This window comes from Vogesella facilis, assembly GCF_042648525.1.
Classification (GTDB): Bacteria; Pseudomonadota; Gammaproteobacteria; order Burkholderiales; family Chromobacteriaceae; genus Vogesella; species Vogesella facilis.
This window is the reverse complement of the sequence record NZ_JBHRXN010000030.1, coordinates 271,226-296,618: the sequence shown is the minus strand read 5'-3', so window position 1 is coordinate 296,618 and position 25,393 is coordinate 271,226. Positions and strand designations below refer to the sequence as shown.

The 25,393-nt window shown below is 67.2% G+C and carries 22 protein-coding genes; 9 read left to right on the top strand and 13 right to left on the bottom strand.

Translation table 11 applies throughout. The annotated features are described in order from the left end of the window. Window positions 1-260: 260 nt before the first annotated feature. Window positions 261-1,664 (bottom strand): GABA permease, encoded by a 1,404-nt coding sequence (gabP, locus tag ACFOLG_RS11185; protein ID WP_386091737.1) that lies wholly within the window; start codon window positions 1,662-1,664, stop codon window positions 261-263. Window positions 1,665-1,822: 158 nt separating this feature from the next. On the opposite strand from gabP, the gene pdxR reads away from it, so the two are divergent. Next, window positions 1,823-3,334: a MocR-like pyridoxine biosynthesis transcription factor PdxR gene (gene pdxR / locus ACFOLG_RS11180; RefSeq protein WP_386091735.1), complete on the top strand. Its 1,512-nt coding sequence runs from the start codon at window positions 1,823-1,825 to the stop codon at window positions 3,332-3,334. 31 nt (window positions 3,335-3,365) lie between these two features. On the opposite strand, the gene ACFOLG_RS11175 is transcribed toward pdxR, so the two are convergent. The 4 genes from ACFOLG_RS11175 to metH form a co-directional block, all read right to left on the bottom strand. Further along, window positions 3,366-3,878, bottom strand: a complete 513-nt coding sequence (locus tag ACFOLG_RS11175; protein ID WP_386091733.1) for an acyloxyacyl hydrolase — start codon at window positions 3,876-3,878, stop codon at window positions 3,366-3,368. Between the two features lie 199 nt (window positions 3,879-4,077). Continuing rightward, the gene (locus ACFOLG_RS11170) at window positions 4,078-4,905 is read right to left on the bottom strand and encodes a substrate-binding periplasmic protein (protein WP_386091731.1); all 828 of its coding nucleotides are present in this window, start codon (window positions 4,903-4,905) and stop codon (window positions 4,078-4,080) included. Window positions 4,906-5,042: 137 nt separating this feature from the next. Next, the gene (locus tag ACFOLG_RS11165) at window positions 5,043-5,627 is read right to left on the bottom strand and encodes a TMEM175 family protein (protein WP_386091729.1); all 585 of its coding nucleotides are present in this window, start codon (window positions 5,625-5,627) and stop codon (window positions 5,043-5,045) included. 161 nt (window positions 5,628-5,788) lie between these two features. Beyond that, window positions 5,789-9,520 carry a methionine synthase gene (gene metH / locus ACFOLG_RS11160; RefSeq protein ID WP_386091727.1) on the bottom strand — a complete coding sequence of 1,244 codons (3,732 nt, stop codon included), beginning with the start codon at window positions 9,518-9,520 and terminating at the stop codon, window positions 5,789-5,791. Window positions 9,521-9,643: 123 nt separating this feature from the next. Between metH and ACFOLG_RS11155 the strand changes: the two genes are divergently transcribed. The 3 genes from ACFOLG_RS11155 (at window position 9,644) to ACFOLG_RS11145 (ending at window position 12,119) form a co-directional block, all read left to right on the top strand. Continuing rightward, window positions 9,644-10,399, top strand: coding sequence for a substrate-binding periplasmic protein (locus ACFOLG_RS11155; RefSeq protein WP_386091725.1), 756 nt, complete (start codon window positions 9,644-9,646; stop codon window positions 10,397-10,399). Window positions 10,400-10,448: 49 nt separating this feature from the next. Further along, entirely contained in the window at window positions 10,449-11,030 is a 582-nt protein-coding gene (locus ACFOLG_RS11150) for a YqiA/YcfP family alpha/beta fold hydrolase (RefSeq protein ID WP_386091724.1), read from the top strand. A gap of 114 nt (window positions 11,031-11,144) precedes the next feature. Next, window positions 11,145-12,119 (top strand): quinone oxidoreductase family protein, encoded by a 975-nt coding sequence (locus ACFOLG_RS11145; protein WP_386091722.1) that lies wholly within the window; start codon window positions 11,145-11,147, stop codon window positions 12,117-12,119. A 156-nt stretch (window positions 12,120-12,275) separates the two neighbouring features. Here ACFOLG_RS11145 and ACFOLG_RS11140 read toward each other — a convergent pair whose 3' ends face one another. The 3 genes from ACFOLG_RS11140 to ACFOLG_RS11130 form a co-directional block, all read right to left on the bottom strand. After that, complete coding sequence (locus ACFOLG_RS11140) at window positions 12,276-12,734, bottom strand: hypothetical protein (protein WP_386091720.1); 459 nt, start codon at window positions 12,732-12,734, stop codon at window positions 12,276-12,278. Between the two features lie 83 nt (window positions 12,735-12,817). Beyond that, window positions 12,818-13,177, bottom strand: coding sequence for a hypothetical protein (locus tag ACFOLG_RS11135; protein WP_386091718.1), 360 nt, complete (start codon window positions 13,175-13,177; stop codon window positions 12,818-12,820). Window positions 13,178-13,243: 66 nt separating this feature from the next. Further along, window positions 13,244-13,840: a hypothetical protein gene (locus tag ACFOLG_RS11130; protein ID WP_386091716.1), complete on the bottom strand. Its 597-nt coding sequence runs from the start codon at window positions 13,838-13,840 to the stop codon at window positions 13,244-13,246. Window positions 13,841-14,049: 209 nt separating this feature from the next. Between ACFOLG_RS11130 and ACFOLG_RS11125 the strand changes: the two genes are divergently transcribed. Both ACFOLG_RS11125 and ACFOLG_RS11120 read left to right on the top strand, forming a co-directional pair. Next, on the top strand, window positions 14,050-14,781 hold the full coding sequence (locus ACFOLG_RS11125) for a response regulator (protein WP_386091714.1): 732 nt from the start codon (window positions 14,050-14,052) through the stop codon (window positions 14,779-14,781). Continuing rightward, window positions 14,778-16,079, top strand: coding sequence for an ATP-binding protein (locus ACFOLG_RS11120; RefSeq protein WP_386091712.1), 1,302 nt, complete (start codon window positions 14,778-14,780; stop codon window positions 16,077-16,079). Before ACFOLG_RS11125 ends, ACFOLG_RS11120 begins: the two co-directional genes overlap by 4 nt. On the opposite strand, the gene ACFOLG_RS11115 is transcribed toward ACFOLG_RS11120, so the two are convergent. Both ACFOLG_RS11115 and yihA read right to left on the bottom strand, forming a co-directional pair. Beyond that, window positions 16,080-16,949, bottom strand: coding sequence for a DMT family transporter (locus tag ACFOLG_RS11115; RefSeq protein ID WP_386091710.1), 870 nt, complete (start codon window positions 16,947-16,949; stop codon window positions 16,080-16,082). Window positions 16,950-17,141: 192 nt separating this feature from the next. Next, window positions 17,142-17,798, bottom strand: coding sequence for a ribosome biogenesis GTP-binding protein YihA/YsxC (gene yihA / locus ACFOLG_RS11110; RefSeq protein ID WP_386091709.1), 657 nt, complete (start codon window positions 17,796-17,798; stop codon window positions 17,142-17,144). 91 nt (window positions 17,799-17,889) lie between these two features. Here yihA and ACFOLG_RS11105 point away from each other — a divergent pair, with 91 nt between their 5' ends. The 3 genes from ACFOLG_RS11105 to ccsB all read left to right on the top strand — a co-directional run bounded on the left by ACFOLG_RS11105 (window position 17,890) and on the right by ccsB (window position 21,737). Continuing rightward, window positions 17,890-18,510 (top strand): c-type cytochrome, encoded by a 621-nt coding sequence (locus ACFOLG_RS11105; RefSeq protein ID WP_386091707.1) that lies wholly within the window; start codon window positions 17,890-17,892, stop codon window positions 18,508-18,510. 75 nt (window positions 18,511-18,585) lie between these two features. Beyond that, window positions 18,586-20,604: a cytochrome c biogenesis protein ResB gene (locus ACFOLG_RS11100; protein ID WP_386091705.1), complete on the top strand. Its 2,019-nt coding sequence runs from the start codon at window positions 18,586-18,588 to the stop codon at window positions 20,602-20,604. Then, the gene (gene ccsB, locus ACFOLG_RS11095; protein WP_386091703.1) at window positions 20,601-21,737 is read left to right on the top strand and encodes a c-type cytochrome biogenesis protein CcsB; all 1,137 of its coding nucleotides are present in this window, start codon (window positions 20,601-20,603) and stop codon (window positions 21,735-21,737) included. Before ACFOLG_RS11100 ends, ccsB begins: the two co-directional genes overlap by 4 nt. An 88-nt stretch (window positions 21,738-21,825) precedes the next feature. Here ccsB and pgi read toward each other — a convergent pair whose 3' ends face one another. The 3 genes from pgi to ACFOLG_RS11080 all read right to left on the bottom strand — a co-directional run bounded on the left by pgi (window position 21,826) and on the right by ACFOLG_RS11080 (window position 25,388). After that, window positions 21,826-23,475, bottom strand: coding sequence for a glucose-6-phosphate isomerase (gene pgi, locus ACFOLG_RS11090; RefSeq protein ID WP_386091701.1), 1,650 nt, complete (start codon window positions 23,473-23,475; stop codon window positions 21,826-21,828). An 88-nt stretch (window positions 23,476-23,563) separates the two neighbouring features. Beyond that, complete coding sequence (hexR, locus tag ACFOLG_RS11085) at window positions 23,564-24,415, bottom strand: transcriptional regulator HexR (protein WP_386091699.1); 852 nt, start codon at window positions 24,413-24,415, stop codon at window positions 23,564-23,566. Then, window positions 24,408-25,388 carry a glucokinase gene (locus ACFOLG_RS11080; RefSeq protein WP_386091697.1) on the bottom strand — a complete coding sequence of 327 codons (981 nt, stop codon included), beginning with the start codon at window positions 25,386-25,388 and terminating at the stop codon, window positions 24,408-24,410. The genes hexR and ACFOLG_RS11080 overlap by 8 nt, the downstream gene beginning before the upstream one ends. Window positions 25,389-25,393 lie beyond the last annotated feature (5 nt).

Genomic DNA, 25,393 nt, shown 5'->3' with positions numbered 1-25,393 from the left:
CCGAACTCGCCGCGCGCTAACGTCGCGCGGCTCAGACAAAGCGGCCGCTTAAAACCTTGCGGATACCGTTTTTGCCGGCGCTGCCCGTGGGGCAGTTTGGGTGCCTCACAACGTTGGCCGCATGCTTTGTGCCTGCTGGATGCGGCCAACGTTTGTTGTTCCTCCGCATGGCAGCCCCCCGGGATCGCGGCGACAGGCAAAAAAAATGCCCGTCGCGTTGGCGACGGGCGAGTGCTGTGACACAGCAGGGTCAAACAAAATCAGGCACGGCTGGCGGCCGGGCGCAGGGTGCTGCTCTTGCGCCACGGGGTGCCGAACAGGCGCGAGCGCAGCCAGCCCACCACCAGCAGCGCCAGCGTCAGCACGCCGGTGCCGAGCACTTCGATCTGGTGGTCCGGGCGGATGGCCATCAGTGCCACCACGGCGCAGATGAACAGGATCACCGCCCAGGTCAGCCACGGGAACAGCCACATCTTGAACGCCGGGGTCTCGCCGCGGGCGATCAGCTGTTTGCGCATGCGCAGCTGCGAGATGGCGATCACCAGGTAGACCAGCAGCGCGATGGTGCCGGAGGTGGCCAGCAGGATGTCGAACACCGCCTTCGGCATCAGGTAGTTGGCGATCACGGTGAGGAAGCCCACCACCATCGAGCCCAGCACCGCCTTCTGCGGTGTGCCGTTGGCGGCCACCGCGCCGAACTGGCGCAGCGCGTCGCCGCGGCTGGACAGCGAGTACAGCATGCGCGAGGCGGTATACAGCGCCGAGTTCAGGCAGCTGGCTACCGACACCAGTACCACCACGTCGACGATGGCCTTGGCGTTGGGGATGCCGATCAGCTCCAGCGTGCGCTGGTAGGAGCCCTGCAGCGGCAGCGACGGATCGTTCCACGCCACCAGCGCGGTGACCACGAAGATGGAGCCGAGGTAGAACAGGCAGATACGCCATACCACCGAGTTGGTGGCCTTGGTGATCTGCTGCTGCGGGTTGTCGGATTCCGCCGCGGCGATGGTGACGATCTCGGTGCCGAGGAAGGTGAACATGGTGGTGAGCATGGCGCCCAGTACCGCGCCGAAGCCGTTGGGCATGAAGCCGCCGTGGCTGAACAGATTGCTCACGCCGCTGACCTGGCTGCCCGGAATCAGGCCGCAGATGGCGGCGCCTGCAATGGCCAGGAAGGCGACGATGGCCACCACTTTCACCAGCGCGAACCAGAACTCGAATTCGCCGTAGTTCTTCACGCTGAACAGGTTGGTGATGGTCAACAGCACGGTGATGCCCAGCGCGAACAGCCACATCGGCACGCCGGCAAACCAGGTGTGCAGGATGGTGGCGGCGGCGTTGGCTTCCAGCGGAATCACCAGCACCCAGAACCACCAGTACAGCCAGCCGATGATGTAGCCGGCCCAGTGGCCGATGGCGCGGTCGGCGTAGGTGGAGAACGAGCCGGTATCGGGCGAGGCGACCGCCATTTCACCCAGCATGCGCATCACCATCACCACCAGCAGGCCGGCGATGGCATAGGCCAGCAGCACCGCCGGGCCGGCTTCGGCAATGGCGTGGCCGGAGCCGACGAACAGGCCGGCGCCGATGACGCCGGCAATCGACAACATGGTGACGTGACGTTGCTTGAGCCCGTGGCTCAAGCCGGAGGAGGGAGCACTCATCGATATTCTCTCTATTGGTCCAGGGGACGACCGTGGCGACGGTCCATCGTGTTTTTTATTGTTATTGCTGCATCGGGGGGAATGCAGGGCGGCAGTGTAAGGGGCCATTGGCGATATAATTAGACCCAATCCTGTTTTTTTGATGGAGCCAATTGCCCATGACCTGGCTACCGCTTGCCGCTGCCGCTAGCAGTTCGCCCCTGCTGGGCGACCTGGTGCAGCAGCAGTTCGACCCCGCCAGCCGCGAGGCCAACAACCAGCAGCTGTACCGCCTGCTGCGCGACGCCATGCTGCAGGAGCAGCTGCCGCCGGGGCTGCGGCTGCCGTCGTCGCGGCAGCTGGCGATCGAGCTGGGCGTGGCGCGCAACACGGTGATCCACGTCTACGAAAGGTTGGCCGCAGAGGGTTATGTCAGTGCCGGCGTCGGCCAGGGCACCTTCGTGCTGGATACCCGGCCGGACCGGCTGGTGGGGCACGACAGCCCGCAGCCGCCGGCGCCGCCCAGCGCGTTGCGGCCGGCGATCTCGGCGCGCGGCCAGGCGCTGGTGGCGCAGGCCGGCGCCGGCGAGCGGCAGTGGGGGGCGTTCATGCCGGGGGTGCCGGAGGTGCGCACCTTTCCGGCGCGCATCTGGATGCGGCTGCACAACCGCCAGTGGCGCAAGCCGCAGCCGGACCTGCTCACCTACGCGGTGGGGCCGGGGCTGCCGGCGCTGCGCCAGCAGCTGGCCGACTACCTGCGCAGCTCGCGCGGGGTGCGCTGCTCGCCGGAGCAGATCATCGTCACCAATGGCGCCCACGCCGCCTTGCAGCTGGTGGCGCTGCTGCTGGCCGATCCGGGCGAGCGCGCCTGGGTGGAGGAGCCGGGCTACTGGGGGGTGCACAGCGTGTGGCGCAGTGCCGGGCTGGAGACGCTGCCGGTGGCGGTGGACGAGCAGGGGCTGAAGCTGGACGACGGCGCACGGCTGGGCGAGCCGAAGCTGATCTATGCCTCGCCATCGCACCAGTACCCGCTGGGGGCGGTGATGAGCCTGGCGCGGCGGCGCCGGCTGCTGGCCTATGCGCGGCGCCACAACAGCTGGATCGTGGAAGACGACTACGACAGCGAGTTCCGCTACGGCCGCCCGCCGCTGCCGTCGCTGCAGGGGCTGGACCCGCACGGGCGGGTGATCTACCTGGCCACCTTCTCCAAGGTGATCTACCCGGGGCTGCGGCTGGCCTATATGGTGGTGCCGGAGGCGCTGGTGGAGGTGTTCCAGACCGGGCTGTCCGAGCTGTACCGCGGCGGCCAGTACCTGACGCAGGCGGTGCTGGCGGATTTCATCGCCGAGGGCCACTTCGTTGCCCATATCCGCCGCATGCGCCAGCTGTACGCGCGGCGACGGCAGGCGCTGCTCACCGCCATCCGCCAGCATTTCGGCACGCGGCTGGCGATCCACGACGGCGCCGCCGGCCTGCACCTGGTGCTGGGGCTGCCGCCGGGCAGCGACGATCTGGCGGTGTGCGCGGCGGCGATGAGCGCCGGCATCCTCACCCGGCCGCTCAGCCAGTACTACCGTGGTCCGCAGCCGCAACCCGGCCTGCTGCTGGGCTATGCCCACGTCGACGAAGCCGATATCGGCCGCCACTTTGCCACCCTGGCGCAGGTGATCCAGCGCTGCTGCCCGGCCTAGCCGGCCGCGGCCCAAGGTTGGCCGCAGGGTTTCAATACTGCCACTGGTAGTACAGCGAATAGCCTTCGATGCCGTCGTTGGGCTGCTGCAGCCCGCCGTTGGAGTAGTGGATGGCGCGCAGGCCCAGGGTATGGCCGTCGCCCAGCCGCAGGCCGACGCCGAGGCGGTCTTCCATCTGCAGCGCGGTGCCCAGCTGGTGGTCATCCACCCGGGTGTGGCGGAAGGCGGCCAGGCCGATGCCGGCCTCGATGAACGGGCGGATGCCGTCGCCGTGGAACTGGTAGACCAGCACCGGCGACAGCGATAGCGACTGGTTGTCCTGGCTTTCCCGCGCCTGCCAGTAGCTGACGGCGGCATCCCAGTAGCCGGTCAGCCGGCCGTGGCGGCTCTGCCACCAGCTGCTGTCGAACTCCTGCTGCCCGCCGAGGCGGAAGTAGTTGGAGCCTTCGCCGTTGCTGCCGGCGCCGACGGAAAGATCCAGCGCGGCGGCGTGGCTTGCCAGTGCCGCACACAGCAGGCCGGCCAGGACGATGTTGTTGTTCATTTTTGGCATCCTTTTCGCGACAACTACATGACAGAAACGCAGCGCTTAGCTGGAGTATAGAAAGTGGGGGAAAGGCAACAAGCCGCTGGCGCCGCCGGCGTGCGAAAGCGGCGGCAGTGTCGGCGCCGCGCCACAGCCGGCCGCGCGCGGCGCCGGCGCGGATGCCACAGCGGCGCGGCGCGGGAGAGATGGGTGTGGCTTAGCGGCTCAGCGCGACGGCGGTCAGCGCCCAGGGTTGGCCGCCTTGCGGGGTGCGGACGATGGTGTCCGGGCTGAACAGCGCGCGGCCCTGTTTGTCCTGCAGCTGGTAGCGCTTGGCCAGCTTCTCGTAGAAGCCGCTGCGCGCCAGCTGGCGGATGGCGCTGTTGAAGCGCTGCCGCGTCTCCGGGTTGCGGAACGACAGCGAATACAGCGTCGGCGGGAACAGCGCGTGGCTGCACACCGGCTGCCGCGTGCTGGTGGGCAGGTTGGGCGGCATCGGCAGCTGCAGGAAGATGTACAGGTCGGAGATCACCACATCGGCGCGGCCGCTGTACAGCAGGTTGCCCAGAATCGGCTGCGGCGACACCTCGACATAATCGGCGTTGTCGCGCGCCATACTGGCGAACTCGGTGCCGAGAAAGCGCTGCGCGTTGTGAAAAGCGGCCACCCGCCAGCGCCCCAGCGCCGCGATGTTGTCCAGGCGCAACTGCGGCTTGCACAGCGAGATCGCCATATTGTGGTAGGCGATGTAGGGCACCGACACGAACGGGCCGTTGCGCGAAATGGCGGCATCCACCCGGCCGTCGGCCAGCGCCAGCTGCGCGCGCTGGTTGGGCATGAACAGCACCTGCGGCTCGTAGCCGGCCAGGCGCAGCGCGCTGGTGGTCAGCTCGTATTCGATACCGGCATTCTTGTCTTGCAGGATGTAGGGTGGCTTGTGTTCACCCAGCGCCAGCAGCAGCGGTTGTAGCGCCGCTTGGGCGCTGGCCGGCTGCGCTGCCAGTGCGCATAGCAGCAGGCTCAGGCGAGAGAGTCGATTAGGCATGACAGCTATTGTAAGCGAGCCTGATCAATCGGCGGCGGCGCCGTGGCGCGCGTGCGCGGATTAGCTGCGCCAGATCAAGTGCCGTGTGCGCCGGCTGTGCATCCAGTGTGGCGCCGATGCCGCGCCGGCCGCCCGCGCTAGTGTTCCGGCCGCGGCGCGACGTGTTCGAGGCGGCGGTCGGGGATCAGCCACAGCAGCGCCACCAGCGCGTAGATGGCCTGCGCCAGCCAGTGCTGCCAGAACGACAGCGCGATGCCGAGCAGGTACAGCAGCGGCGACAGCTTGCCCTTCCAGTCGCGGCCCAGCGCGCGCCGCAGCGGCGAGGCCTTGCCGTCGGTGCACATGATGGCGAACTGCAGCAGGTACCAGGCGACGGCCGCCATCAGCAGCACCGCGCCGTACAGCGCGGTGGGCAGCGGCGCGAAGTGGTTCTCGCCCATCCAGCCGGTGGCAAACGGCAGCAGCGACAGCCAGAATAGCAGGTGCAGGTTGGCCCACAGCACGCCGCCCGACACCTGGCCGGCGGCGTGCAGCAGGTGGTGGTGGTTGTTCCAGTAGATGCCGACATAGATGAAGCTGAGCACATAGCTCCAGAAACTGGGCAGCAGCGGCGCCAGCGCGCCCCAGTCGCTGCCGTGCGGCACTTTCAGTTCCAGCACCATGATGGTGATGATGATGGCCAGTACGCCATCGCTGAATGCTTCCAGTCGGCCTTTGCCCATGCTGGCGGTTCCTGTGTGGTTGACGGTGCGCCCCGGGGAGAGGCGCGGGCCGTGCGGTGAAAGAAGTGGCTGGCAGCTTACATAGTAGCGATAAATGACAAACGGCAGGCCAGTCGGCCTGCCGTTTGTGTCTGCGGCCAACGTTGGCCGCAAGCCTGCGATCAGGCGTTGTAGCCCAGGTTGGGCGCCAGGTCGCGCTCGGCCTGGGCCATGCTCACGCCGCGGCGCCGGGCATAGCTTTCCACCTGGTCGCGGCTTACCTTGCCCACGCCGAAGTAGCGGCTGTCCGGATGGCTGAAGTAGAAGCCGGATACCGCTGCGGTGGGCAGCATCGCATAGCCTTCGGTCAGCGTCATGCCGATGGCCGGGGCGTCGAGCAGTTCGAACAGCTCGCGCTTCACGGTGTGGTCCGGGCAGGCCGGGTAGCCCGGCGCCGGGCGGATGCCCACGTACTGCTCGTCGATCAGCGCCTCGTTGTCCAGCGTCTCGCCGGCGGCGTAGCCCCAGAACTCGGTGCGCACGCGCTGGTGCATCAGCTCGGCGAAGGCCTCGGCAAAACGGTCGGCCAGCGCCTTGAGCAGAATCGCCGAGTAGTCGTCGTTGGCGGCTTCGAAGCGCGCCACGTGCGGGTCGATGCCCAGGCCGCCGGTAACCGCGAAGGCGCCGATGTAGTCTTCCACGCCGCTGTCGGCCGGGGCGATGAAGTCGGCCAGCGCCCAGTCCGGGTTCTTGTTGCCGTCCTTGTCGGTTTTCACCAGCTGTTGGCGCAGGCCCACCCAGGTCATCAGCGGTGCTCGGGTTTCCGGGTCCAGGATCTCGATATCGTCGCAATCCACGCTGCGCGCCGGGAACAGGCCGATCACCGCATTGGCGCTCAGCCATTGTTCGTCGATGATCTGCCGCAGCATGGCCTGCGCGTCGGCAAACAGGCTGCGCGCCGATTCGCCGACGATCGCGTCGTCCAGGATCGCCGGGAAGCGGCCGGCCAGCTCCCAGCTCTGGAAGAACGGCGTCCAGTCGATGCAGCGGGCGATCTCGGCCAGCGGGTATTGCTCGAAGCGGCGCACGCCCAGCCACGCCGGCTTGGGCGGGGTGTAGCCGGCCCAGTCGATGCGGTGGCGCTGCTCGCGCGCTTCGGCCAGCGGCAGCAGCTTGGCGTCGCCGCGGCCTTCGAAGATGGCGCGCGCCTTGGCGTAGTCGTCGGCCACCTCCTGCACGAACGGGTCGCGCAGGGTGTCGGACAGCAGGTTGGAGCACACCCCCACCGCGCGGCTGGCGTCCGGCACGTAGATCACCGGGCCCTGATAGTGCGGCGCGATCTTCACCGCGGTGTGCACGCGGCTGGTGGTGGCGCCGCCGATCAGCAGCGGGATGTCGAAGCCCTGGCGCTGCATTTCCTTGGCCACATGGCTCATTTCTTCCAGGCTGGGGGTGATCAGGCCGGACAGGCCGATGATGTCGGCCTTGTGCTCGATGGCGGCATCCAGAATCTTCTGGCACGGCACCATCACGCCCAGGTCGATCACCTTGTAGTTGTTGCAGCGCAGTACCACGCCGACGATGTTCTTGCCGATGTCGTGCACATCGCCCTTCACCGTGGCCATGATGATGGTGCCCTTGGCCGGTGCGTCCTGCAGGCCGAGGCGGATTTTCTCCTCCTCGATGTACGGCTCCAGGTAGGCCACCGCCGCCTTCATCACGCGCGCGGATTTCACCACCTGCGGCAGGAACATCTTGCCCTCGCCGAACAGGTCGCCCACCACGTTCATGCCGTCCATCAGCGGGCCTTCGATCACGTGGATCGGGCGCTCGCTACCCGCGCGCACTTCCTCGGTATCCTGCTCGATGAAGGTGGTGATGCCCTTCACCAGCGCGTGTTCCAGCCGCTTGGCCACCGGCAGCTCGCGCCAGGACAGGTCCTCGCCCTGCTTGCCGGCCACGGCGTCGCCCTTGAACTTCTCCGCCAGCGCGATCAGGTTCTCGGTGGCGTCGGAGCCGTCGGAGGTTGGCCGCATCAGCACCACGTCCTCGATGCGCTCGCGCAGCTCGGCGTCGACTTCGTCGTACACCTCCAGCGCGCCGGCGTTGACGATGCCCATGGTCATGCCGCGCTTGATGGCGTGATACAGGAACACGGCGTGAATCGCCTCGCGCACCTTGTTGTTGCCGCGGAAGGAGAACGACACGTTGGACACGCCGCCGGAAATCTTGGCGTGCGGCAGTTTGTTCCTGATCCAGCCGGTGGCTTCGATGAAGTCCAGGCCGTAGCGGGCGTGTTCCTCGATACCGGTGGCCACCGCGAAGATATTCGGGTCGAAGATGATGTCTTCCGGCGGGAAGCCCACCTCGTCCACCAGGATGCGGTAGCTCTTTTCGCAGATTTCGATCTTGCGGGCGAAGGTGTCGGCCTGGCCGGCCTCGTCGAAGGCCATCACGATCACCGCCGCGCCGTAGCGGCGCACCAGGCGCGCCTGCTCCACGAACTTGTCGCGGCCTTCCTTCAGCGAGATGGAGTTGACGATGCCCTTGCCCTGGATGCACTTCAGGCCGGCCTCGATCACGTCCCACTTGGAGGAGTCGATCATGATGGGCACGCGGCTGATGTCCGGCTCGGCGGCGATCAGGTTGAGGAAGCGCACCATGGCGGCGTGGGCGTCCAGCATGCCCTCGTCCATATTGATGTCGATCACCTGCGCGCCGTTTTCCACCTGCTGGCGCGCCACGTCCAGCGCGGTGGCGTAGTCGCCGTTCAGGATCAGCTTGGCAAACGCCTTGGAGCCGGTCACGTTGGTGCGCTCGCCCACGTTCACGAACAGGTCGTGGTCGCCGATATTGAACGGCTCCAGGCCGGACAGGCGGCACTTGGGCTCGATCTGCGGCAGCGGGCGCGGCGGCAGGTCCTTCACCGCCTGGTAGATGGCGGCGATGTGTTCCGGCGTGGTGCCGCAGCAGCCGCCGATGATGTTCACCAGCCCGGCCTCGGCCCACTCGCGCACCTGCGGCGCCATGACTTCCGGCGTCAGGTCGTAGCCGGTGGGCGCCAGCGGGTTGGGCAGGCCGGCGTTGGCGTGCACCGAGACGAAGGTGGACGCAATGCGCGACATTTCTTCCACGTAGGGGCGCAGCAGGTCCGGGCCCAGCGCACAGTTCAGGCCGAAGCTCATGGCGTCGGCGTGCGACAGCGAGTTGTAGAACGCCTCGGTGGTCTGGCCGGTCAGGGTGCGGCCGGACTGGTCGGTGATGGTGCCGGAGATCATGGTCGGCAGCCGCGGCACGTCCGGGCGTTCGTCGAAATACTTGTGGATGGCGAACACTGCCGCCTTGGCGTTCAGCGTATCGAAGATGGTTTCCACCAGCAGGAAGTCGGCGCCGCCCTGTACCAGGCCGTCGATGGCCTCGCTATAGGTGTCCACCAGCTCGTCGAAGCTCACGTTGCGGTAGCCGGGGTCGTTCACGTCCGGGCTGATGGAACAGGTGCGGCTGGTGGGGCCGAGCACGCCGGCACAGAAGCGCGGCTTGTCCGGGTTGGCCGCGGTCATCGCCACGCACAGCTCTTTCACCAGCTTGGCGGCGGCAAAGTTCAGCTCCCATACCAGCTCCTCCATGCCGTAGTCGGCCATGGCGATGGCGGTGGCGTTGAAGCTGTTGGTCTCGATGATGTCGGCACCGGCATCGAGATAGGCCTGGTGGATGCCGGCGATGATCTGCGGCTGCGTCAGCACCAGCAGGTCGTTATTGCCTTTTACATCGCGGGGCCAGTCCTGGAAACGCTCGCCCCGGTAGTCGGCTTCCTCCAGCTGGTGGCGCTGGATCATAGTGCCCATGCCGCCATCCAGAATCAGGATGCGGCGCGCGAGCAGGTCGAAAACGGGGTGGTGGGCGTGTGTGGACATGGCGAAAGCAGCTTTTATTAGGTAAAACTACGTAGATAACAGAGCTTTATCTTATCATTGCGAAACAATCGGATAAGCGCATTCTTTAGAACAATACAATATAACAGGGACCGGGAGCCGCATATGCCGCAGCAATCAAGCACGCTGGTGTTGGCACTGATGTTCGCCGCTGGCGCGGGCCAGGCAGCCGAGTTGCGCATCGGGGTGGCGGAGTCGGACGCGCCGCCCATCGTGGTGCTGAACGCGGCGCGCGAACTGGCGCCCAGTCTTAGTTATGATCTTGGCATTGCCCTGGCGGCCGAGCTGGCCACCGGCGCGCATTTCTACCTGCTGTCGCGCAACCGGGTGGAGCCGGCGGTGGAGAGCAGCGCGGTGGACATCGTTTGCAATGCCAACCCGACCTGGTTCGGCAACGCCAGCCGCCTGGGCTGGACGCGCGACGTCTACCCGCAGATCGAGCGCGTGGTCACCAGCAACACCCTGCCACGCCAGGTGGCCACGCTGCAGGATCTGGCCGGGCTGCGCATCGGCGTGATCCGCGGCTATCACTACCCGACGCTGCAGCCGCTGTGGCAGGACGGCGAGGCGATGCGGGTGGATCACCCGCGGCTGGATTCCAGCCTCAAGGCGCTGGGGCTGGGCGCGGTGGACGCCACCATCACCTCCGAGCTGGAGCTGGCCGGCTGGGCGCGCAACAACGCGGCGGCGGCGCAGCGCATCAAGGTGCAGCCGTGGCTGGTGTCCAGCCACCAGACCTACTGCGCGGTGGCGCCCAAGGCGCGCTACAGCGTGGCGCAGCTGAACCGCGCCATCGCCGCGCTGGAGCGCAACGGCGAGGTGCAGCGCATCCTGCAACGCTACCAGTGGAAGCCGCGCTGAGCGCCGGCCGCTGGCGTACACTGCGGCATCGTTCCCGCGGCCTGCCATCATGACCCATTACCTGTACCTGCACGGCTTTCAGTCCGGCCCGCAATCGCTGAAGGCGCGCGAGACGCGCGACTTCCTGGCCGCCAGCGGCGCCGGACACAGTTTCGACGCGCCGCAGCTGTCGCCGTACCCGGCCAGCGCCATCGCCCAGGCCGCCAGCCTGATCGCCGCGCAGCGCCAGCCGCTGGTGCTGATCGGCAGCTCGCTGGGCGGCTTCTACGCCAGCCATCTGGCCGAGCGCTTCAAGCTGCCGGCGATGCTGATCAACCCGGCGGTGTACCCGGAGCACGACCTGGCGCGCTTTCTCGGCCCGCAGCACAACCCCTACACCGGCGAGGACTACGTGCTGACCGAGCAGCACATGGCCGAGCTGGCGGCCATGCGCCCGGAACGGCTGCATGCGGCCAACTACTGGCTGCTGCTGGGCACCGCCGACGAGGTGCTGGACTGGCGTGTGGCCGCCTGCCATTACGCCGGCGCGCGCCAGACGGTGTTCAACGGCGACGACCACCGGCTGCAACGTTGGCCGCAATGCCTGCCCGCACTGTTGCAGTTGTCCGGCCGGCTGCCGGCGGCGTACTAGCGGCCGGCACCGGGCGGTTCTGTCTGCAGAACAGCCTGTTGCGTGGCGCCGGCGCGACTTTGCTGCAAGATGCCGCCAGCGGCGCCGGAGCGCGCCCACCGACAGGAGGTTTCCATGAACCAGATCATCCGTTTTCACGCCACCGGCGGCCCGGAAGTGCTGCAGCTGGAGCAGAGCGACCCCGGCAGTCCCGGCCCGGGCGAGGTGCTGCTGCGCCACAGCGCCATCGGCGTCAATTTCATCGACACCTACCATCGTAGCGGGCTGTACCCGCTCACCCTGCCGTCCGGCCTCGGCTCCGAAGCCGCCGGGGTGGTGGAGGCGGTGGGCGCCGGCGTCGGCCACCTGGCGGTGGGCGACCGCGTTGCCTACGCCGGCGGCGCGCAGGGCGCCTACAGCCAGCGGCGGGTGATGAACGCCGCGCCGCTGGTGCGGCTGCCGGACGACATCGCCGACGACACCGCCGCCTGCGTGATGCTGCAAGGCATGACTGTGGAGTACCTGATCCGCCGCACCTTCGCGGTGGAAGCCGGCCAGACCGTGCTGTGGCACGCCGCCGCCGGCGGGGTGGGGCAGATCGCGGTGCAGTGGCTCAAATCGCTGGGGGTGCAGGTGATCGGCACCGTCGGCAGCGCCGACAAGGCCGCCATCGCCCACCGCCTGGGCTGCAAGCACGTGATCAACTACCGCACGGAAGACGTGGTGGCGCGGGTGAACGAGATCACCGACGGCAAGGGCGTGCCGGTGGTGTACGACTCGGTGGGCAAGGACACCTTCGACATCTCGCTGGACTGCCTGGCGCCGCGCGGCATGCTGGTCAGCTTCGGCAACGCCTCCGGCGCGGTGCCGGCGTTCGCGCCGCTGCTGCTGGCGCAGAAGGGCTCGCTGTTCTTCACCCGCCCCAAGCTGGGCGACTACGTGGCCACCCGCGCCGAGCTGGAAACCAGCGCCGAGGCGCTGTTCGAGCGCATCCGCGCCGGCGCGGTGAAGGTGCAGCCGTCGGCGCGCTACGCGCTGGCCGATGCCGCCCGCGCCCATGCCGACCTGGAAGCGCGCCGCACCACCGGCTCCATCATCCTGCTGCCGTAAGGCCTGCGGCCAACGTTGGCCGCAACGACAAGGCCGCCACTCGCGAGAGCGGCGGCCTTGCTGCTGCCGGTTACGGCGCGGGTGTCGCGGCGCTGCGCCAGCAAATGACAAGGCCGCCGGTCGGCGACGGGCGGCCTGGGCGTGGCGGGTGGCGCGTCACCGCAGCGCCGAGCCGTCGTCCTGTTGCTGGATGATCTGGTGCTGGCATTGCCGGCGCTGGCTGCCGAACAGCGCGCCGCAACGCTTGGCGGCCAGCTGCAGCGCGCGGCAGCGTTCCGGTGGCGTGCCGGGGCGGCAGCTTGGCGCCGGCAGCGCGGCGGCCAGGCATTGCCGGCGCGCCAGCCCCAAGAGCTGGCTGCACTGGTACTGCGCCTGTTGCAGCGCGATGCAGGCGGCACGGTCGCGTTCGCGGCGGCAGTTGGCGGGCGGGGTGAATTGCTGGTGGCAGGCCGGGCGGTCGGGCAGGGTCACGTCGCTACAGCTGGCTGCGCCCGCCTGCGCGTATTGGCAGGCCGGGCTGTCCGCCGCGCCGCGGCAGGCGGCCGGTGCCGCGCCCCAGGCTTGTGACGCGGCCAGCCCTGCGGCCAGCAGCCATGCCCAGCGTTGCCATCTCATGCCCATCCCCCCAGATGTAGTGTGATGCCGAGCGCCACGGACGCCGCCGGCCGGGCCAGACGGCTGGCCGCTGCGGCACGCTGCTAGTCCGGGGCGGCAAACGGCAGTGCGTTCAGCCTATCCTGTTTTTTACGCCAGCGGCGCCAGTCCTTTTCGCCGGGTTGCCGGCCGTATGGCTGGCTGGCCATGCCGGGCTGCGGCGGATACGGCCGCAGCGCCTCGTGACGGCGGTAATACTGGCGCAGGCGTTTGGCTTCTTCCCGATTCAGCTCGCCGCGGTCGATCGCCTCGCGCAGGCGCAGTTCGCGCAGGCGCTGGCTGTCGATGCCGTCCTGCTGGTCGCGGAACTGCGGCGGGCCGGCAAAGAACGGCGGCGCGGCCAGGGCCGCGCTGCCAAGGTTGGCCGCGATGCAGAGCAGCAGCGTCGGGAAAAGCCGATTCATAAGCACATTCTATCTTGCGTGACGACGGCGTGCCATGCCGGGGGTGCATGGCACGCTGTCATGGCGTTACGGCTTGGGTGCGGCCGGTAGCGGGCGCGGCTGGGTGCGGTCGCTGTTGCCAATCAACTCCTGCAGCTTGGCGTGCAGTGCCTGCTGTTGCTGGCGCAGGCTGGCGATCTCGGCGTCGGTCAGCGCGCCGGACTGCACGGCGGCATGAAACGCGCGCATGTCGTCACGGCTGCCCCAGTGCTCCTGGCCGCCGTCGCGGCCGCCATGGTGCTGGCCGTGGCGGCCCGGCTCCGGCAGCAACTGGCTGGGCCAGCTGCTGCGCGGCTGGCTGCGCTCGTTGTTGGCGATCAGGCTCTGCACCTTGTCGCGCATGCTCTGCTGCAACTTCTGCAGGCTGTCGCGGTCCGCCGTACTCAGGCTGCCGTCGGCACGCAGTTTTTCCATTTGCGCGTGCAGCGCGTCGCGGTCTTTCTTCAGCGTGGCCAGTTCGGCATCGCTCAGCGCGCCGGACATCACGGCCGCGCGGAAAGCCTGCATCTCGGCGCGCGGCGGTTTGCCGCCGGCATCCATGTCGGGGCCGCAGGCCATGGCGGTGGCGGACAGGGCGCTGATGGCGGCAAGCGCGGCAGCGGTCAGCAGGGTTCGGGTCTTCATCGGGCAGCTCCTGGCTGGTGGCCACGTGGGCCGTTGTGGATGTCTGCACTGTAGGCGCCGGGTGTTGCGCAACTTTGTGCCGCCGGCGGCAGAGTGTTAACGGCTGTTAACGCCGGCTGCCGGCTTAATCAATCTTTACGCCAGGGCTGACGCGGGCGGTGCCGCAGGGTACGCTTTGCACTGAACTCAAGGCTGCTAACGGAAACCCTATGGAGCAACGCAAAATACTGGTGGTAGATGACGATGTGCGGCTGCGCGAACTGCTGCAGCGCTATCTCAGCCAGCAGGGCTACACCGTGGACACGCTGCCGGATGCGCGCGACCTGGACCGCAAGCTGGCGCGCAACCGCCCGGACTTGCTGGTGCTGGACGTGATGATGCCCGGCGAGGACGGCCTGGCGGTGGTGCGCCGCCTGCGCGCGCAGGGCGAGCCGATCCCGGTGGTGATGCTGACCGCACGCGGCGAGGATGTGGACCGCATCCTGGGGCTGGAAATGGGCGCCGACGACTACCTGGCCAAGCCGTTCAACCCGCGCGAGCTGCTGGCGCGCATCAACGCGGTACTGCGTCGCTACGAGCACACTCCGGTGGTGGCGGCGCAGCTGGCCGAGGCCGAGCCGCTGAGCTTCGGCCGCTGCGTGCTGAACCCGGCGCGGCGCGAGCTGACCCGCGACGGCGCGCCGGTGACGCTGACCACCGCCGAGTACGCGGTGCTGCTGGCGCTGGCCAGCCACCCGCGGCGGCCGCTGACGCGCGAGCAGCTGATGGAGCTGGCGATGGGCAAGGGCGGCGGCGAATCGCAGGACCGCAGCATCGACGTGCACGTGTCGCGGCTGCGCAAGGTTATCGAGGAGCCGGAAGGCCCGCCGCGCTACCTGCAGACGGTATGGGGCTACGGCTACGTGTTCGTGCCGGACGGCAGCAGCAGGGACGCAGGATGAAGTGGCCGGCGTTGCGCGGCACGCTGTTCAGCCGCCTGGCGGGGCTGGTGGTGCTGGCGGTACTGGCCAGCCAGGTGTTCACCCTGTGGCTGGGAGTGCAGCAGAAAAACCGCCTGCTGTCGCGCCAGCTATACGCGCAGGTGGTGGACACGCTGGCCGATTACGAAGGCGTGCTGGAGGCGATGCCGCCGGCGCAGCGCGCGCCGTTCCTGCGCGCCAACGACCATATCGGCCTGCCGCGCCTGCTGCCGCTGGACGACGCCACCCGGCGCGAGGCGCGCGTGCCCGGCATGGGACGCGAGCTGGCCGAGGCGCTCGGCAACGCGCTGGGCGAGCCGGTGGAAGTCTATTTTGCCAATGGCGAGCGCCACGAGCTGTGGCTGAAAGTACCGATGCTGGCGGAGCATTACTGGCTGGTGATGCCGCTGGCGCGCTACCTGCCGCCGTCGTTGCGGCCAACCTTGCAGGCCGCCGGCCTGGTGGCGCTGCTGTCGGTGCTGGCAGCGTTCGCGCTGGCCTGGCGCACCACGCGGCCGCTGTCGAAACTGCTGGCCGCCACCCGCGAGCTGGAGGCCGGGCGCACGCCGCCGCCGCTGGCGCCCAGCGGCCCGCGCGAGGTGCAGCTGCTGATCGAGCGCTTCAACGGCATGGCCAGCGCGCTGCAAAAGGCCGCCAGCGAGCGCCGGCTGATGCTGGCCGGGTTGTCGCACGACCTGCGCACGCCGCTGACGCGGCTGAAGCTGGCGGTGGAGCTGCAGGACGACAACCGCGAGCGCGACGGCATGCTCACCGACATCGACGAGCTGTCGCGCATCGTCGGCCAGTTCATCGACTTTGCCCGCAGCGAGGAGCCGCGGCCGCTGTCGCCGCTGGCGCTGGATGAACTGGTGGAAAGCGTGCTGGGCAAGTTCGCCCGCGATGGCATGACGGTGAGCTTCCAGCGCCAGGATGCCACGGTGAACGGCGATGCGCTCGGCTTGCAGCGGCTGCTGTCCAACCTGCTGCAGAACGCCCGCCGCTACGGTGCGGCACCGTTCGCCGTCAGCCTGCACACCGCCGGGCAGCAGGTCACGCTGCAGGTGCATGACAGCGGCAGTGGCATCGCGCCGGAGCTGCAGCAGGCGGCGCTGGCGCCGTTCGAAAGGTTGGCCGCACACCGCGGCACCGACGGCGGCAGCGGCCTGGGGCTGGCCATCGTGTCGCGCATCGTCAAGCAGCACGGCGGGCGGCTGCAGTTCGCGCACCCGCCAGAGGGCGGCTTCGATGTGCGGGTGACGCTGCCCTTGCTGCCGCTGTGATCAGCGCCGCAGCATGCCCGGCTGCCAGCCCAGCAGCACCACCCCGGCCAGGATCAGAGCCGCGCCCAGCAGCATGCCGGCGTTGATGGCCTCGCCCAGCAGCAACGCCCCCCACAGCACGCCGAACACCGGCACCAGGTAGGTGACGCCGCTGGCGCGGGTGGCGCCGAGGCGGGCGATCAGCCGGTAGAAGATCAGGTAGGCAAAGGCGGTGCTGGCCAGCGCCAGCGCCAGTACCGCGCCCCACACGTTGGCCGCAATCGCGCCGTGCGGCCATTGCCACCACGCCAGCGGCAACAGCAGCAGCGAGCCGCTTACCAGCATGCCGGTGGTGATCACCAGCGGCGGTACACCGTGCAGCCAGCGCCGGGTCATGTGCCCGGACCAGCCGTAGCAGGCGGTGGCCGCCAGCATCGCCAGTACCGGCAGCAGCGCCCCGGCATCGAAGCCGGCGCCGCGTCCCAGCATCAGCACGGTGACCCCGGCCAGACCCAGCAGCAGGCCGCCGCCGCGCGGCAGTGTCAGTTTTTCGCCGGCCAGCGGGATCGCCCACAGCGCGGTCATCAGCGGCGTGGTGGCGTTCAGCACCGAGGCCACGCCGGCAGGCAGTGTCAGCGTGGCCCAGGCAATCAGGCAGAACGGCAGCGCCGACAGGAACACGCCGGACACGGTGATCTGCCACCAGTGCGCGCGCCACTGCGCCAGCCCGCCCTGCCAGCACAGCACCGGTAGTAGCACCAGCGCCGCCAGCGCCAGCCGCAGTTCGATCAGCGGCAACGGCCCCAGCGACGGCACCGCCACGCGCATGAACAGGAAGGAGCCACCCCATAGTGCGGCCAGCAGCAACAGCAGCCAGTGATCAGTTTTCATGACAAATGTGGAACGGAGGAAGATGCCGCAGTGTAGGTGGCCGGCGCCGGCAGCGCGATCCGTTTCTTGCGTTGCCAGCCGGGCGGGCAAGAAAAAACCCCGGTTACGGTAACCGGGGTGAATGCCTTTGCAGGCTCCCGCTCAGGGAGGTGAAGCGGGAAGAAGCGCGTTGCTCCTGTTTGCTTTGACGGTTCAGTCGCCGAAAGTTTCCGGGTGGTCGAAGTTTTCCGGGGCGTCGAAGTCTTCCGCCTCCGGCAGCGGGCAGGCGGCAAACCAGTCCTCCACCACGCGGGCGACTTCCTCGGTGCCGGTCTTTTTCGAGCTGGAAAACAGCTGGATGCTGATATTCGGGTAGTCGGCGAGCTCTTTCTTGACCGAGGACAGAACCTTTTGCTGCTCCTGGCGCGACAATTTGTCGGCTTTGGACAACAGGATGTGCACCGGACGCTGGGTGACATGGAAGAACTCGATCATTTTCCAGTCCAGCTCTTTCAGCGGATGGCGCGAGTCCATGATCAGCAGCAGGCCCACCAGGCTGTCGCGGGTCTGCAGGTAGCGGCCCAGCAGTTCCACCCAGTGGGTGCGAATCGCCTCCGGCACTTCGGCATAGCCGTAGCCCGGCAAGTCGACCAGAAAACGCTCCTGTCCCAGATCGAAGAAATTGATATGCTGGGTACGTCCCGGGGTCTTGGATACATAGGCCAGGCGGGTACGGTTGCACAGGGTGTTGATGGCGCTGGACTTGCCCGCGTTGGAACGCCCGACGAAGGCCACCTCGCAACGGGTGGGCGGCAGGTCCCGCAAATGATTTACCGTGGTAAAAAACTGCGCTTTCTGAAAAATCGACATAGTAGTAAGGGCAAAGTCAATTGATATAGAATAGCAGGTTTGAAATTGCCACCTTTACAGATATTTACGCTATCTCTCACTAGGAGCGACCATGAAACGTAAGATGCTGTTGGCTATCGCCGCTGCAGGCTTTGCAGCCAGCGCGATGGCCGCCACCCCGGCTCCGGCTGCCAAGGCCGATCCGGCCAAGGGCAAAGTCATTGTGGATCAGGTGTGCGCCGCCTGTCACGGTGCAGACGGCAACAGCGTGGCCTCTGCCAACCCGACCCTGGCCGGGCAGCATGCCAAGTACATCGAAAACCAGCTGGCCGCCTTCAAGAAGGGCGAGCGCAAGAACCCGATCATGCTGGGCATGGCCACTCCGCTGTCCGCCGACGATATGCGCAATGTCGCCGCCTACTTCAGCAGCCAGAAGGTGAAGCCGCGCGAAGCCGCGGACAAGAGCCAGATGGCGCTGGGCAAGAAGATCTTCACCGCCGGCAACCCGGCCACCAAGGTACCGGCCTGTATGGCCTGCCACGGCCCGGCCGGCCGCGGTCTGCCGGACCAGTACCCGGCGCTGGGCAGCCAGCACGCCGGCTACGTGGTGGCGCAGCTGAATGCCTTCAAGGCAGGTGCCGATCGCAAGAACCAGACCATGGCCGACATTGCCATGCGCATGAGCGATGCCGAAATGAAGGCGGTTGCCGAATACATTTCCGGCCTCCGCTAAACGGCGCAACTTTTTTGCGCGGCGGTATTCCAAAGGGGGCTTCGCGCCCCCTTTGTCGCGTCCGAAACTAGAAAAATGACCAGCAAAAAACGCACTTCTCCCGGCTACCAGCTGTACGAACTGTTCAGCTCGATGCGCTTCGCCATCGGCCTGCTGACCATCCTCGCCATCGCCTCGGTGATCGGCACCGTGCTCAAGCAGAACGAACCCTATCCCAACTACGCCTTCGAGTTCGGCCCGTTCTGGTTCAAGGCGTTTGAAGTGCTGGGCCTGTACGATGTGTATCACTCGGCCTGGTTCCTCACCATCCTGGCCTTCCTGGTGGCCTCCACCACGCTGTGCATCGTGCGCAACGGCCCCGGCTTCCTGCACGAGATGCGCGCCTACCGCGAAAAGGCCAGCGACAACTCGCTGGCGGCGATGAAGCACAGCCAGGAGCTGGCGCTGACGCTGGACGAGCCGGCCGCCGTGGCGCTGCTGCAGGCGCAGGGCATGCGCTACAAGCGCCGCGAGCGCGAGGACGGCAGCGTGGTGCTGGCGGCCAAGAAGGGCGCCGCCAACAAGCTGGGCTACTTCTTCGCCCACATCGCCATGGTGGTGATCTGCATCGGCGGCCTGCTGGACGGCAACCTGCCGCTGAAGATCGGTGAGCTGCTGGGCCAGATCGTGCCGGAAACGCGCGACATGCCGCAAAGCCAGATTCCGGCACAAAGCCGGCTGACCGCGGCCAACCTGTCGTTCCGCGGTAACGTCACCGTGGCCGAGAACAAGAGCGCCGACGTGATCTTCCTCAACAGCGGCAATGGCTACCTGGTGCAGGAGCTGCCGTTCATCGTCACGCTGAAGAAATTCCACGTCGACTACTACAGCAATGGCATGCCCAAGCTGTTCGCCAGCGACATCGTGGTCACCGACAAGGCAAGCGGCAAGGAAACCCCGGCCACCATCAAGGTCAACCATCCGCTGATCATCGACGGCGTCGCCATCTACCAGGCCAGCTTCGGCGATGGCGGCTCGCCGCTGCAGCTGCGCGCCTGGAACCTGGCCGCGCCGCAGCAGGCGCCGGTGGAGATCAAGGGCGTGTCGCTGGCGGCGCAGCCGCTGAAAGCCAACGGCAAGGACTACCAGCTGGAATTCGGCGAACTGCGAGTGTTCAACGTCGAGAACATGGGCAAGGCGCCGGACGGCAGCAAGAGCCTCGGCCAGCGCATGCAGGACGCGCGCGAAGTGCGGCAGGACAACAAGCAGCTGAAGAACGTCGGCCCGTCGGTCACCTTCAAGCTGCGCGACAGCCAGGGCCAGGCGCGCGAGTACCAGCACTACATGGCACCGATGCAGCAGGACGGCGCCATGTACCAGGTAGCCGGCGTGCGCAGCGAAGTGTCGCAGCCGTTCCAGTACCTGCGCATCCCGCTGGACGACCAGCTGAAGATCGACAGCTTCATGCGCCTGCGCGCGGCGCTGAACAACCCGGCGTGGTACCAGGAAATGGCGCAGCGCACCGCCGCCAAGGCGCTGCAGGGCAAGGCGATCAGCCCGGCGATGCAGCAGCAGTTCGCCGACAGTGTGCGCTGGGTGCTGGGGCGCTTCAGCGCCGGCGGCTTTGCCGCGCTGGAACAGTTCCTGGACCAGAAAGTGCCGGCCGACAAGCGCCAGGCCATCGCGCAGACCTATATCAAGATCCTGCAGGGTGCCATTATTGATGTGATGGCGGTGGCGCAGGAAAAAGCCGGCCAGGCGCCGTGGCCGCAGGACGAAAAGCACTACCGCTTCCTGCTGGACAGCCTGGTAAGCATCAGCGCACTGAACGACTACGCCGCGCCGGTGTACCTGGAGCTGAGCGGCTTCGACCAGGTGCAGGCCTCCGGCCTGCAGATGACGCGTTCGCCCGGCAAGAACCTGGTGTACCTCGGTTCGCTGCTGCTGGTGATCGGCATCATCCTAATGTTCTATATCCGCGAAGTGCGCTTGTGGCTAGTGTTGCGTCCGGGGCGCGTGCGGGTGGCGATGAGCAGCAACCGTCACAACCGCGATCTGGATCGTGATTTCGCGCAAGTCGTCGGCACGCTGCAAAGCCGCACTGGAGAAGCATGATGGAAATGACCCTGCAACAACCGTTCTACAAGCGTCTGGCTGCAGCCGATTGGCTGTTCGCCGCGCTGATCGTCGCCGTGGCCGGCTACAGCTTCAGCCTGTACGGCAGCGCCATGGATTACTACGAGCAGCTGATCCTGGCCGGCAGCGCCGTCGGCCTGATTGCGCTGGGCTGGTTCTGGAAAAGCTGGCGCTGGTTCCTGCCGCTGGCCGGCGGCATGTCGCAGCTGGCCATCGCGCTGTACGACCACAACCTGGCGCGCGCCGGCGAAAGCTTCGGCCTCAAGTTCCTGCTGTCCAGCCAGTCGTCGTTCATGTGGATGTGCACGCTGTTCTTCCTCGCCACCGTGGTGTACTGGGGGGCGCTGCTGTCGCGCTCGGCGCTGCTGGCGCGCATCGCACGCGGCCTCACCTGGGCGGCGGCGGCGTTCGCGCTGGCCGGGCTGTTCACCCGCTGGTACGAGAGCTACCTGATCGCGCCGGACGTTGGCCGCATCCCGGTATCCAACCTGTACGAAGTGTTCATCCTGTTCTGTCTGATCACCGCGCTGATGTACCTGTACTACGAGGCCAAGTTCGCCGCGCGCCAGCTGGGCGCCTTCGTGCTGCTGGTGATCAGCGCCGCGGTCGGTTTCATCCTGTGGTACACCTTCGACCGCCAGGCGCACCAGATCCAGCCGCTGATCCCGGCGCTGCAATCGTGGTGGATGAAGATCCACGTGCCGGCCAACTTCGTCGGCTACGGCGCCTTCTCGCTGTCGGCGATGCTGGGCGTGGCGCAGCTGTTGGCGCGGCGCGGCATCCTGGCCGGCAAGCTGCCGGCGCCGGACATCATCGACGAGATGATGTACAAGGCGATCTCGGTCGGCTTCCTGTTCTTCACCATTGCCACCATCCTCGGCGCCATGTGGGCGGCCGATGCCTGGGGCGGCTACTGGAGCTGGGATCCGAAAGAGACCTGGGCGCTGATCGTGTGGCTGAACTACGCCGCCTGGCTGCACGTGCGGCTGGTGAAAGGCTGGCGCGGCGAGCCGCTGGCGTGGTGGGCGGTGATCGGCCTGCTGGTGACCACCTTCGCCTTCATCGGCGTCAACATGTTCCTCACCGGTCTGCATTCCTACGGCACGCTGTAGGCGCGGCGGGCGCCATGCGGCCAACGTTGGCCGCAAACAAAAACCGGACAGTTCGCACTGTCCGGTTTTTTTGTTGCCCGCGCCGCGGTTACTGGTGGCGGTTGGCGTGGCGGTAGCGCTCAATCAGCAGCTTGGTGGAGCTGTCGTGCGGCGCGTCCTTCAGCTTGCCGGACAGCTCGGCGTGGATGGTCTTGGCCAGCTGCTTGCCCAGCTCCACCCCCCACTGGTCGAAGCTGTTGATGCCCCAGATCACGCCCTGCACGAAGATCTTGTGCTCGTACAGCGCAATCAGGCTGCCGAGGTTGCGCGGGTCGAGGCGGTCCATCAGCAGGGTGTTGGTGGGGCGGTTGCCGCCGAACACCTTGTGCGGCACCAGTGCCTCCATTGCCGCTTCCGCCAGCCCCTGGGCGGTCAGCTCGGCGCGCACTTCGTCGGCGGTCTTGCCGCGCATGAAGGCCTCGGCCTGGGCGAACACGTTGGCCAGCAGAATCTCGTGGTGGCCCGGCAGGCTGGTGCGGTTCTCCAGCGAGCAGATCAGGTCGATCGGCGAAATGTGGGTGCCCTGGTGCAGCAGCTGGAAGAAGGCGTGCTGGCCGTTGATACCGGTTTCGCCCCAGATGATCGGCGCGGTTTCGAAGTTCACCGCCGCGCCGTCCAGGCACACCTGCTTGCCGTTGGACTCCATGTCCAGCTGCTGGATGAAGGCCGGCAGGCGGTGCAGGTACTGGTCGTACGGCGCAATCACGTGGCTGCCGCCGCCGTAGTAGTTGATGTACCAGATGCCGATCATCGCCAGCAGCACCGGCATGTTCTCTTCGAACGAGGCGTTGTAGAAGTGCTGGTCCATGATGTGGGCGCCGTTCAAGAGCTCGGTGAAGTTCTCCTCGCCCAGGTACAGCATGATCGGCAGGCCGATGGCCGACCACAGGCTGTAGCGGCCGCCGACCCAGTCCCAGAATTCGAACATATTGGCCGGGTCGATGCCGAACTCGGCCACCGCCTTCTTGTTGGTGGACACCGCCACGAAGTGCTTGGCCACCGCCTTTTCGTCACGCGCGCGCGACACGAACCACTCGCGGGCGGTCAGCGCATTGGTCAGCGTTTCCTGGGTGGTGAAGGTCTTGGATTCCACCACGAACAGCGTAGTCTCCGGGTGCACCTTCTTCAGCGTTTCCTTCAGCTGCGCGCCATCCACGTTGGAGACGAAGTGCATGTTCATGCGCGGGTGGCCGTAGGGCTTGAGCGCGCTGCACACCATCAGCGGGCCGAGGTCGGAGCCGCCGATGCCGATGTTCACCACGTCGGTGATCGGCTGGTGGGTGTAGCCCAGCCAGTCGCCGCTGCGCACCGCGTGGGCGAACTTGCCCATGCGCGCCAGCACCGAGTTCACCTTCGGCATCACGTCCTCGCCGTCCACCATGATCGGCGAGTTGGTGCGGTTGCGCAGCGCCACGTGCAGCACGGCGCGGTTCTCGGTGCTGTTGATCTTCTCGCCCTTGAACATGGCCTTGATGCGCGCCGGCAGGCCGGCTTCGCGTGCCAGCGCCATCAGCCCCTTCAGGGTGTCGTCGGTGAGGCGGTTCTTGGAGTAGTCGAGAAACAGGCCGCCCACTTCCAGCGAGTAGCGCTCGGCGCGTTGCGGGTCGGTTTCGAACAGCTCGCGCATGTGCAGCTGTTTGGCTTCGGCGAAGTGCTGCCACAGCGCGTTCCAGGCGGGCAGTTGCGTCAGTTTGCTCATGATGGCTCCGGGTCTCTTTGTCATTTTGTCGCGGCCAACCTCTGCCGGGCTGGCTGGTGTGCGTTTGCCGCGCGGGGCACGCGCGGGCTTAGTCATGCTCTTCGTCGCCGCGCAGGCGTTTCTGTTTCAGGCTGCGCTTGGCTTTTTCCAGTTGTGTTACCACGCCGGGGCCACGCTTCAGCGCCACGCCCACGGTGAGGATGTCGATCAGCACCAGGTGCAGGATGCGCGACAGCATCGGGCTGTAGGTCTCGCTGTCCTCCGGCGAATCCACTTCCAGCGTCACGGTGGCTTTTTCCGCCAGCGGCGTGTCCGGCACGGTGATGGCAATCACCTTGGCACCGGTGGACAGTGCCATTTCCACCGCGTCCATCAGCTCGCGCGAGCGGCCGGAGCTGGAAATCGCCACCACCACGTCGCCTTCGCCCAACACCGCCGCGGCCATGATCTGGATGTGGCTGTCGGCGTAGGCCACGGTGGGAATGCCGAAGCGGAAGAACTTGTGCTGCGCATCGGCGGCGATGATGCCGGAGTTGCCCAGGCCGTAGAACTCGATGCGGCGCGCGCCGGCCAGCAGATCCACCGCCGCGTCCACCGCCTGCGGGTTGATGTCGTTGCGGCACTTGAGCAGCGCGGTGACGGTGTTGTCGAACACCTTGGCGGTGATCTCCGACACCGGGTCTTCCGGCCGCACGCTGGAGTGCACATAGGGCACGCCGCCCACCAGGATGCCGGCGAGCTTGAGCTTGAAATCCGACAGACCGCTAAAGCCCATGCTGCGACAGAAGCGGATCACCGTCGGCTGGCTGACGCCGGCGCTGGTGGCAATGTCGGACACCGCCGACTGCATCACGGTATACGGCTGGGCCAGTACCAGTTCCGCCACCCGGCGTTCGGCGCCGGAGAGCTTGTCCAGGTCTGCACGGATTTTTTCAAGCATGGTGGTCCCCCAGGTGGTCGGCCAGCGCGGCCTGCACGCCGGTCAGCGCCGGGTAGGCACTGTGAATCACATACACCGGCACGGCGGCCAGGTAGTCGCGGAAGCGGCCCTTGGCTTCGAAGCGCTCGCGGAAGGCGGAGCGGGCGAACATGTCGCCAAAGCGCGGAACGATACCACCGCCGATATATACCCCGCCAACCGCGCCCAGCGTCAGCGCCAGATTGCCGGCGGCGGTGCCGAGCATGGCACAGAAGTGCGCCAGCACTTTTTCGCAGCGTGTGTCACGGCCGGACAGGCCGCGCTCGCTGATCTGCGCCGCCGACAGCTGGCCGGCGGCTTCGCCGTCCGCCACTGCCAGCGCATCGTGAATCAGCTCCAGGCCGGGGCCGGACAGAAAACGCTCGCAGGACACGTGCTGGCCGAGGCGGCCCTGCGCGTAGTGCAGGATGGCGGCTTCCTCGTCGTTCACCGCGGCAAACGATACGTGGCCGCCTTCGCCGGCAATCGCCACCCAGCTGCCGCCGTGCGGCAGCAGGCCGGAGACGCCCAGGCCGGTGCCGGCGCCGATCAGCGCCTTGGCGCCGTGGCGGGCTTCGCCGCCGCCCAGCTGTGCCAGCTCGGCAGCCGGCAGGTGCGGCAGCGCCAGCGCCAGCGCGGTGAAGTCGTTCAGCACCAGCAGGGTGGCGAAGCCCAGTTCCTGCCGGGTGGCCTCGATGGAGAACGCCCAGTGGTGGTTGGTCATCTGCACGAAGTCGCCGGTCACCGGGTTGGCGATGCCGATGGCGGCATGGCTTACCGAGCGGGTGCCGGCGCGTTGCAGGTAGGCGCGCATGGCGTCGGCCAGCGTCGGGTAGTCGTTGCAGGGCAGCACATCGATGTCTTCGATGATGCCGGGCGCAGTTTCCAGCGCGAAGCGGGCATTGGTGCCGCCGATGTCGGCCAGCAGGCGCGGGTAGGGGTGCAGGCTGCTCATGGGAT

Bases quoted from the DNA above. Each gene is read 5' to 3' on its own strand.
- ACFOLG_RS11120 (WP_386091712.1), top strand. From the start codon at position 14,778: ATGAAGTGGCCGGCGTTGCGCGGCACGCTGTTCAGCCGCCTGGCGGGG.
- ACFOLG_RS11145 (WP_386091722.1), top strand. From the start codon at position 11,145: ATGAACCAGATCATCCGTTTTCACGCCACCGGCGGCCCGGAAGTGCTG.
- pgi (WP_386091701.1), bottom strand. From the start codon at position 23,475: ATGAGCAAACTGACGCAACTGCCCGCCTGGAACGCGCTGTGGCAGCAC.
- ACFOLG_RS11100 (WP_386091705.1), top strand. From the start codon at position 18,586: ATGACCAGCAAAAAACGCACTTCTCCCGGCTACCAGCTGTACGAACTG.
- pdxR (WP_386091735.1), top strand. From the start codon at position 1,823: ATGACCTGGCTACCGCTTGCCGCTGCCGCTAGCAGTTCGCCCCTGCTG.
- yihA (WP_386091709.1), bottom strand. From the start codon at position 17,798: ATGTCGATTTTTCAGAAAGCGCAGTTTTTTACCACGGTAAATCATTTG.
- ACFOLG_RS11140 (WP_386091720.1), bottom strand. From the start codon at position 12,734: ATGAGATGGCAACGCTGGGCATGGCTGCTGGCCGCAGGGCTGGCCGCG.
- metH (WP_386091727.1), bottom strand. From the start codon at position 9,520: ATGTCCACACACGCCCACCACCCCGTTTTCGACCTGCTCGCGCGCCGC.
- ACFOLG_RS11155 (WP_386091725.1), top strand. From the start codon at position 9,644: ATGCCGCAGCAATCAAGCACGCTGGTGTTGGCACTGATGTTCGCCGCT.
- ACFOLG_RS11150 (WP_386091724.1), top strand. From the start codon at position 10,449: ATGACCCATTACCTGTACCTGCACGGCTTTCAGTCCGGCCCGCAATCG.
- ACFOLG_RS11130 (WP_386091716.1), bottom strand. From the start codon at position 13,840: ATGAAGACCCGAACCCTGCTGACCGCTGCCGCGCTTGCCGCCATCAGC.
- ACFOLG_RS11105 (WP_386091707.1), top strand. From the start codon at position 17,890: ATGAAACGTAAGATGCTGTTGGCTATCGCCGCTGCAGGCTTTGCAGCC.
- hexR (WP_386091699.1), bottom strand. From the start codon at position 24,415: ATGCTTGAAAAAATCCGTGCAGACCTGGACAAGCTCTCCGGCGCCGAA.
- ACFOLG_RS11080 (WP_386091697.1), bottom strand. From the start codon at position 25,388: ATGAGCAGCCTGCACCCCTACCCGCGCCTGCTGGCCGACATCGGCGGC.
- ACFOLG_RS11170 (WP_386091731.1), bottom strand. From the start codon at position 4,905: ATGCCTAATCGACTCTCTCGCCTGAGCCTGCTGCTATGCGCACTGGCA.
- ACFOLG_RS11165 (WP_386091729.1), bottom strand. From the start codon at position 5,627: ATGGGCAAAGGCCGACTGGAAGCATTCAGCGATGGCGTACTGGCCATC.
- ACFOLG_RS11135 (WP_386091718.1), bottom strand. From the start codon at position 13,177: ATGAATCGGCTTTTCCCGACGCTGCTGCTCTGCATCGCGGCCAACCTT.
- ACFOLG_RS11175 (WP_386091733.1), bottom strand. From the start codon at position 3,878: ATGAACAACAACATCGTCCTGGCCGGCCTGCTGTGTGCGGCACTGGCA.
- ACFOLG_RS11115 (WP_386091710.1), bottom strand. From the start codon at position 16,949: ATGAAAACTGATCACTGGCTGCTGTTGCTGCTGGCCGCACTATGGGGT.
- ACFOLG_RS11125 (WP_386091714.1), top strand. From the start codon at position 14,050: ATGGAGCAACGCAAAATACTGGTGGTAGATGACGATGTGCGGCTGCGC.
- ccsB (WP_386091703.1), top strand. From the start codon at position 20,601: ATGATGGAAATGACCCTGCAACAACCGTTCTACAAGCGTCTGGCTGCA.
- gabP (WP_386091737.1), bottom strand. From the start codon at position 1,664: ATGAGTGCTCCCTCCTCCGGCTTGAGCCACGGGCTCAAGCAACGTCAC.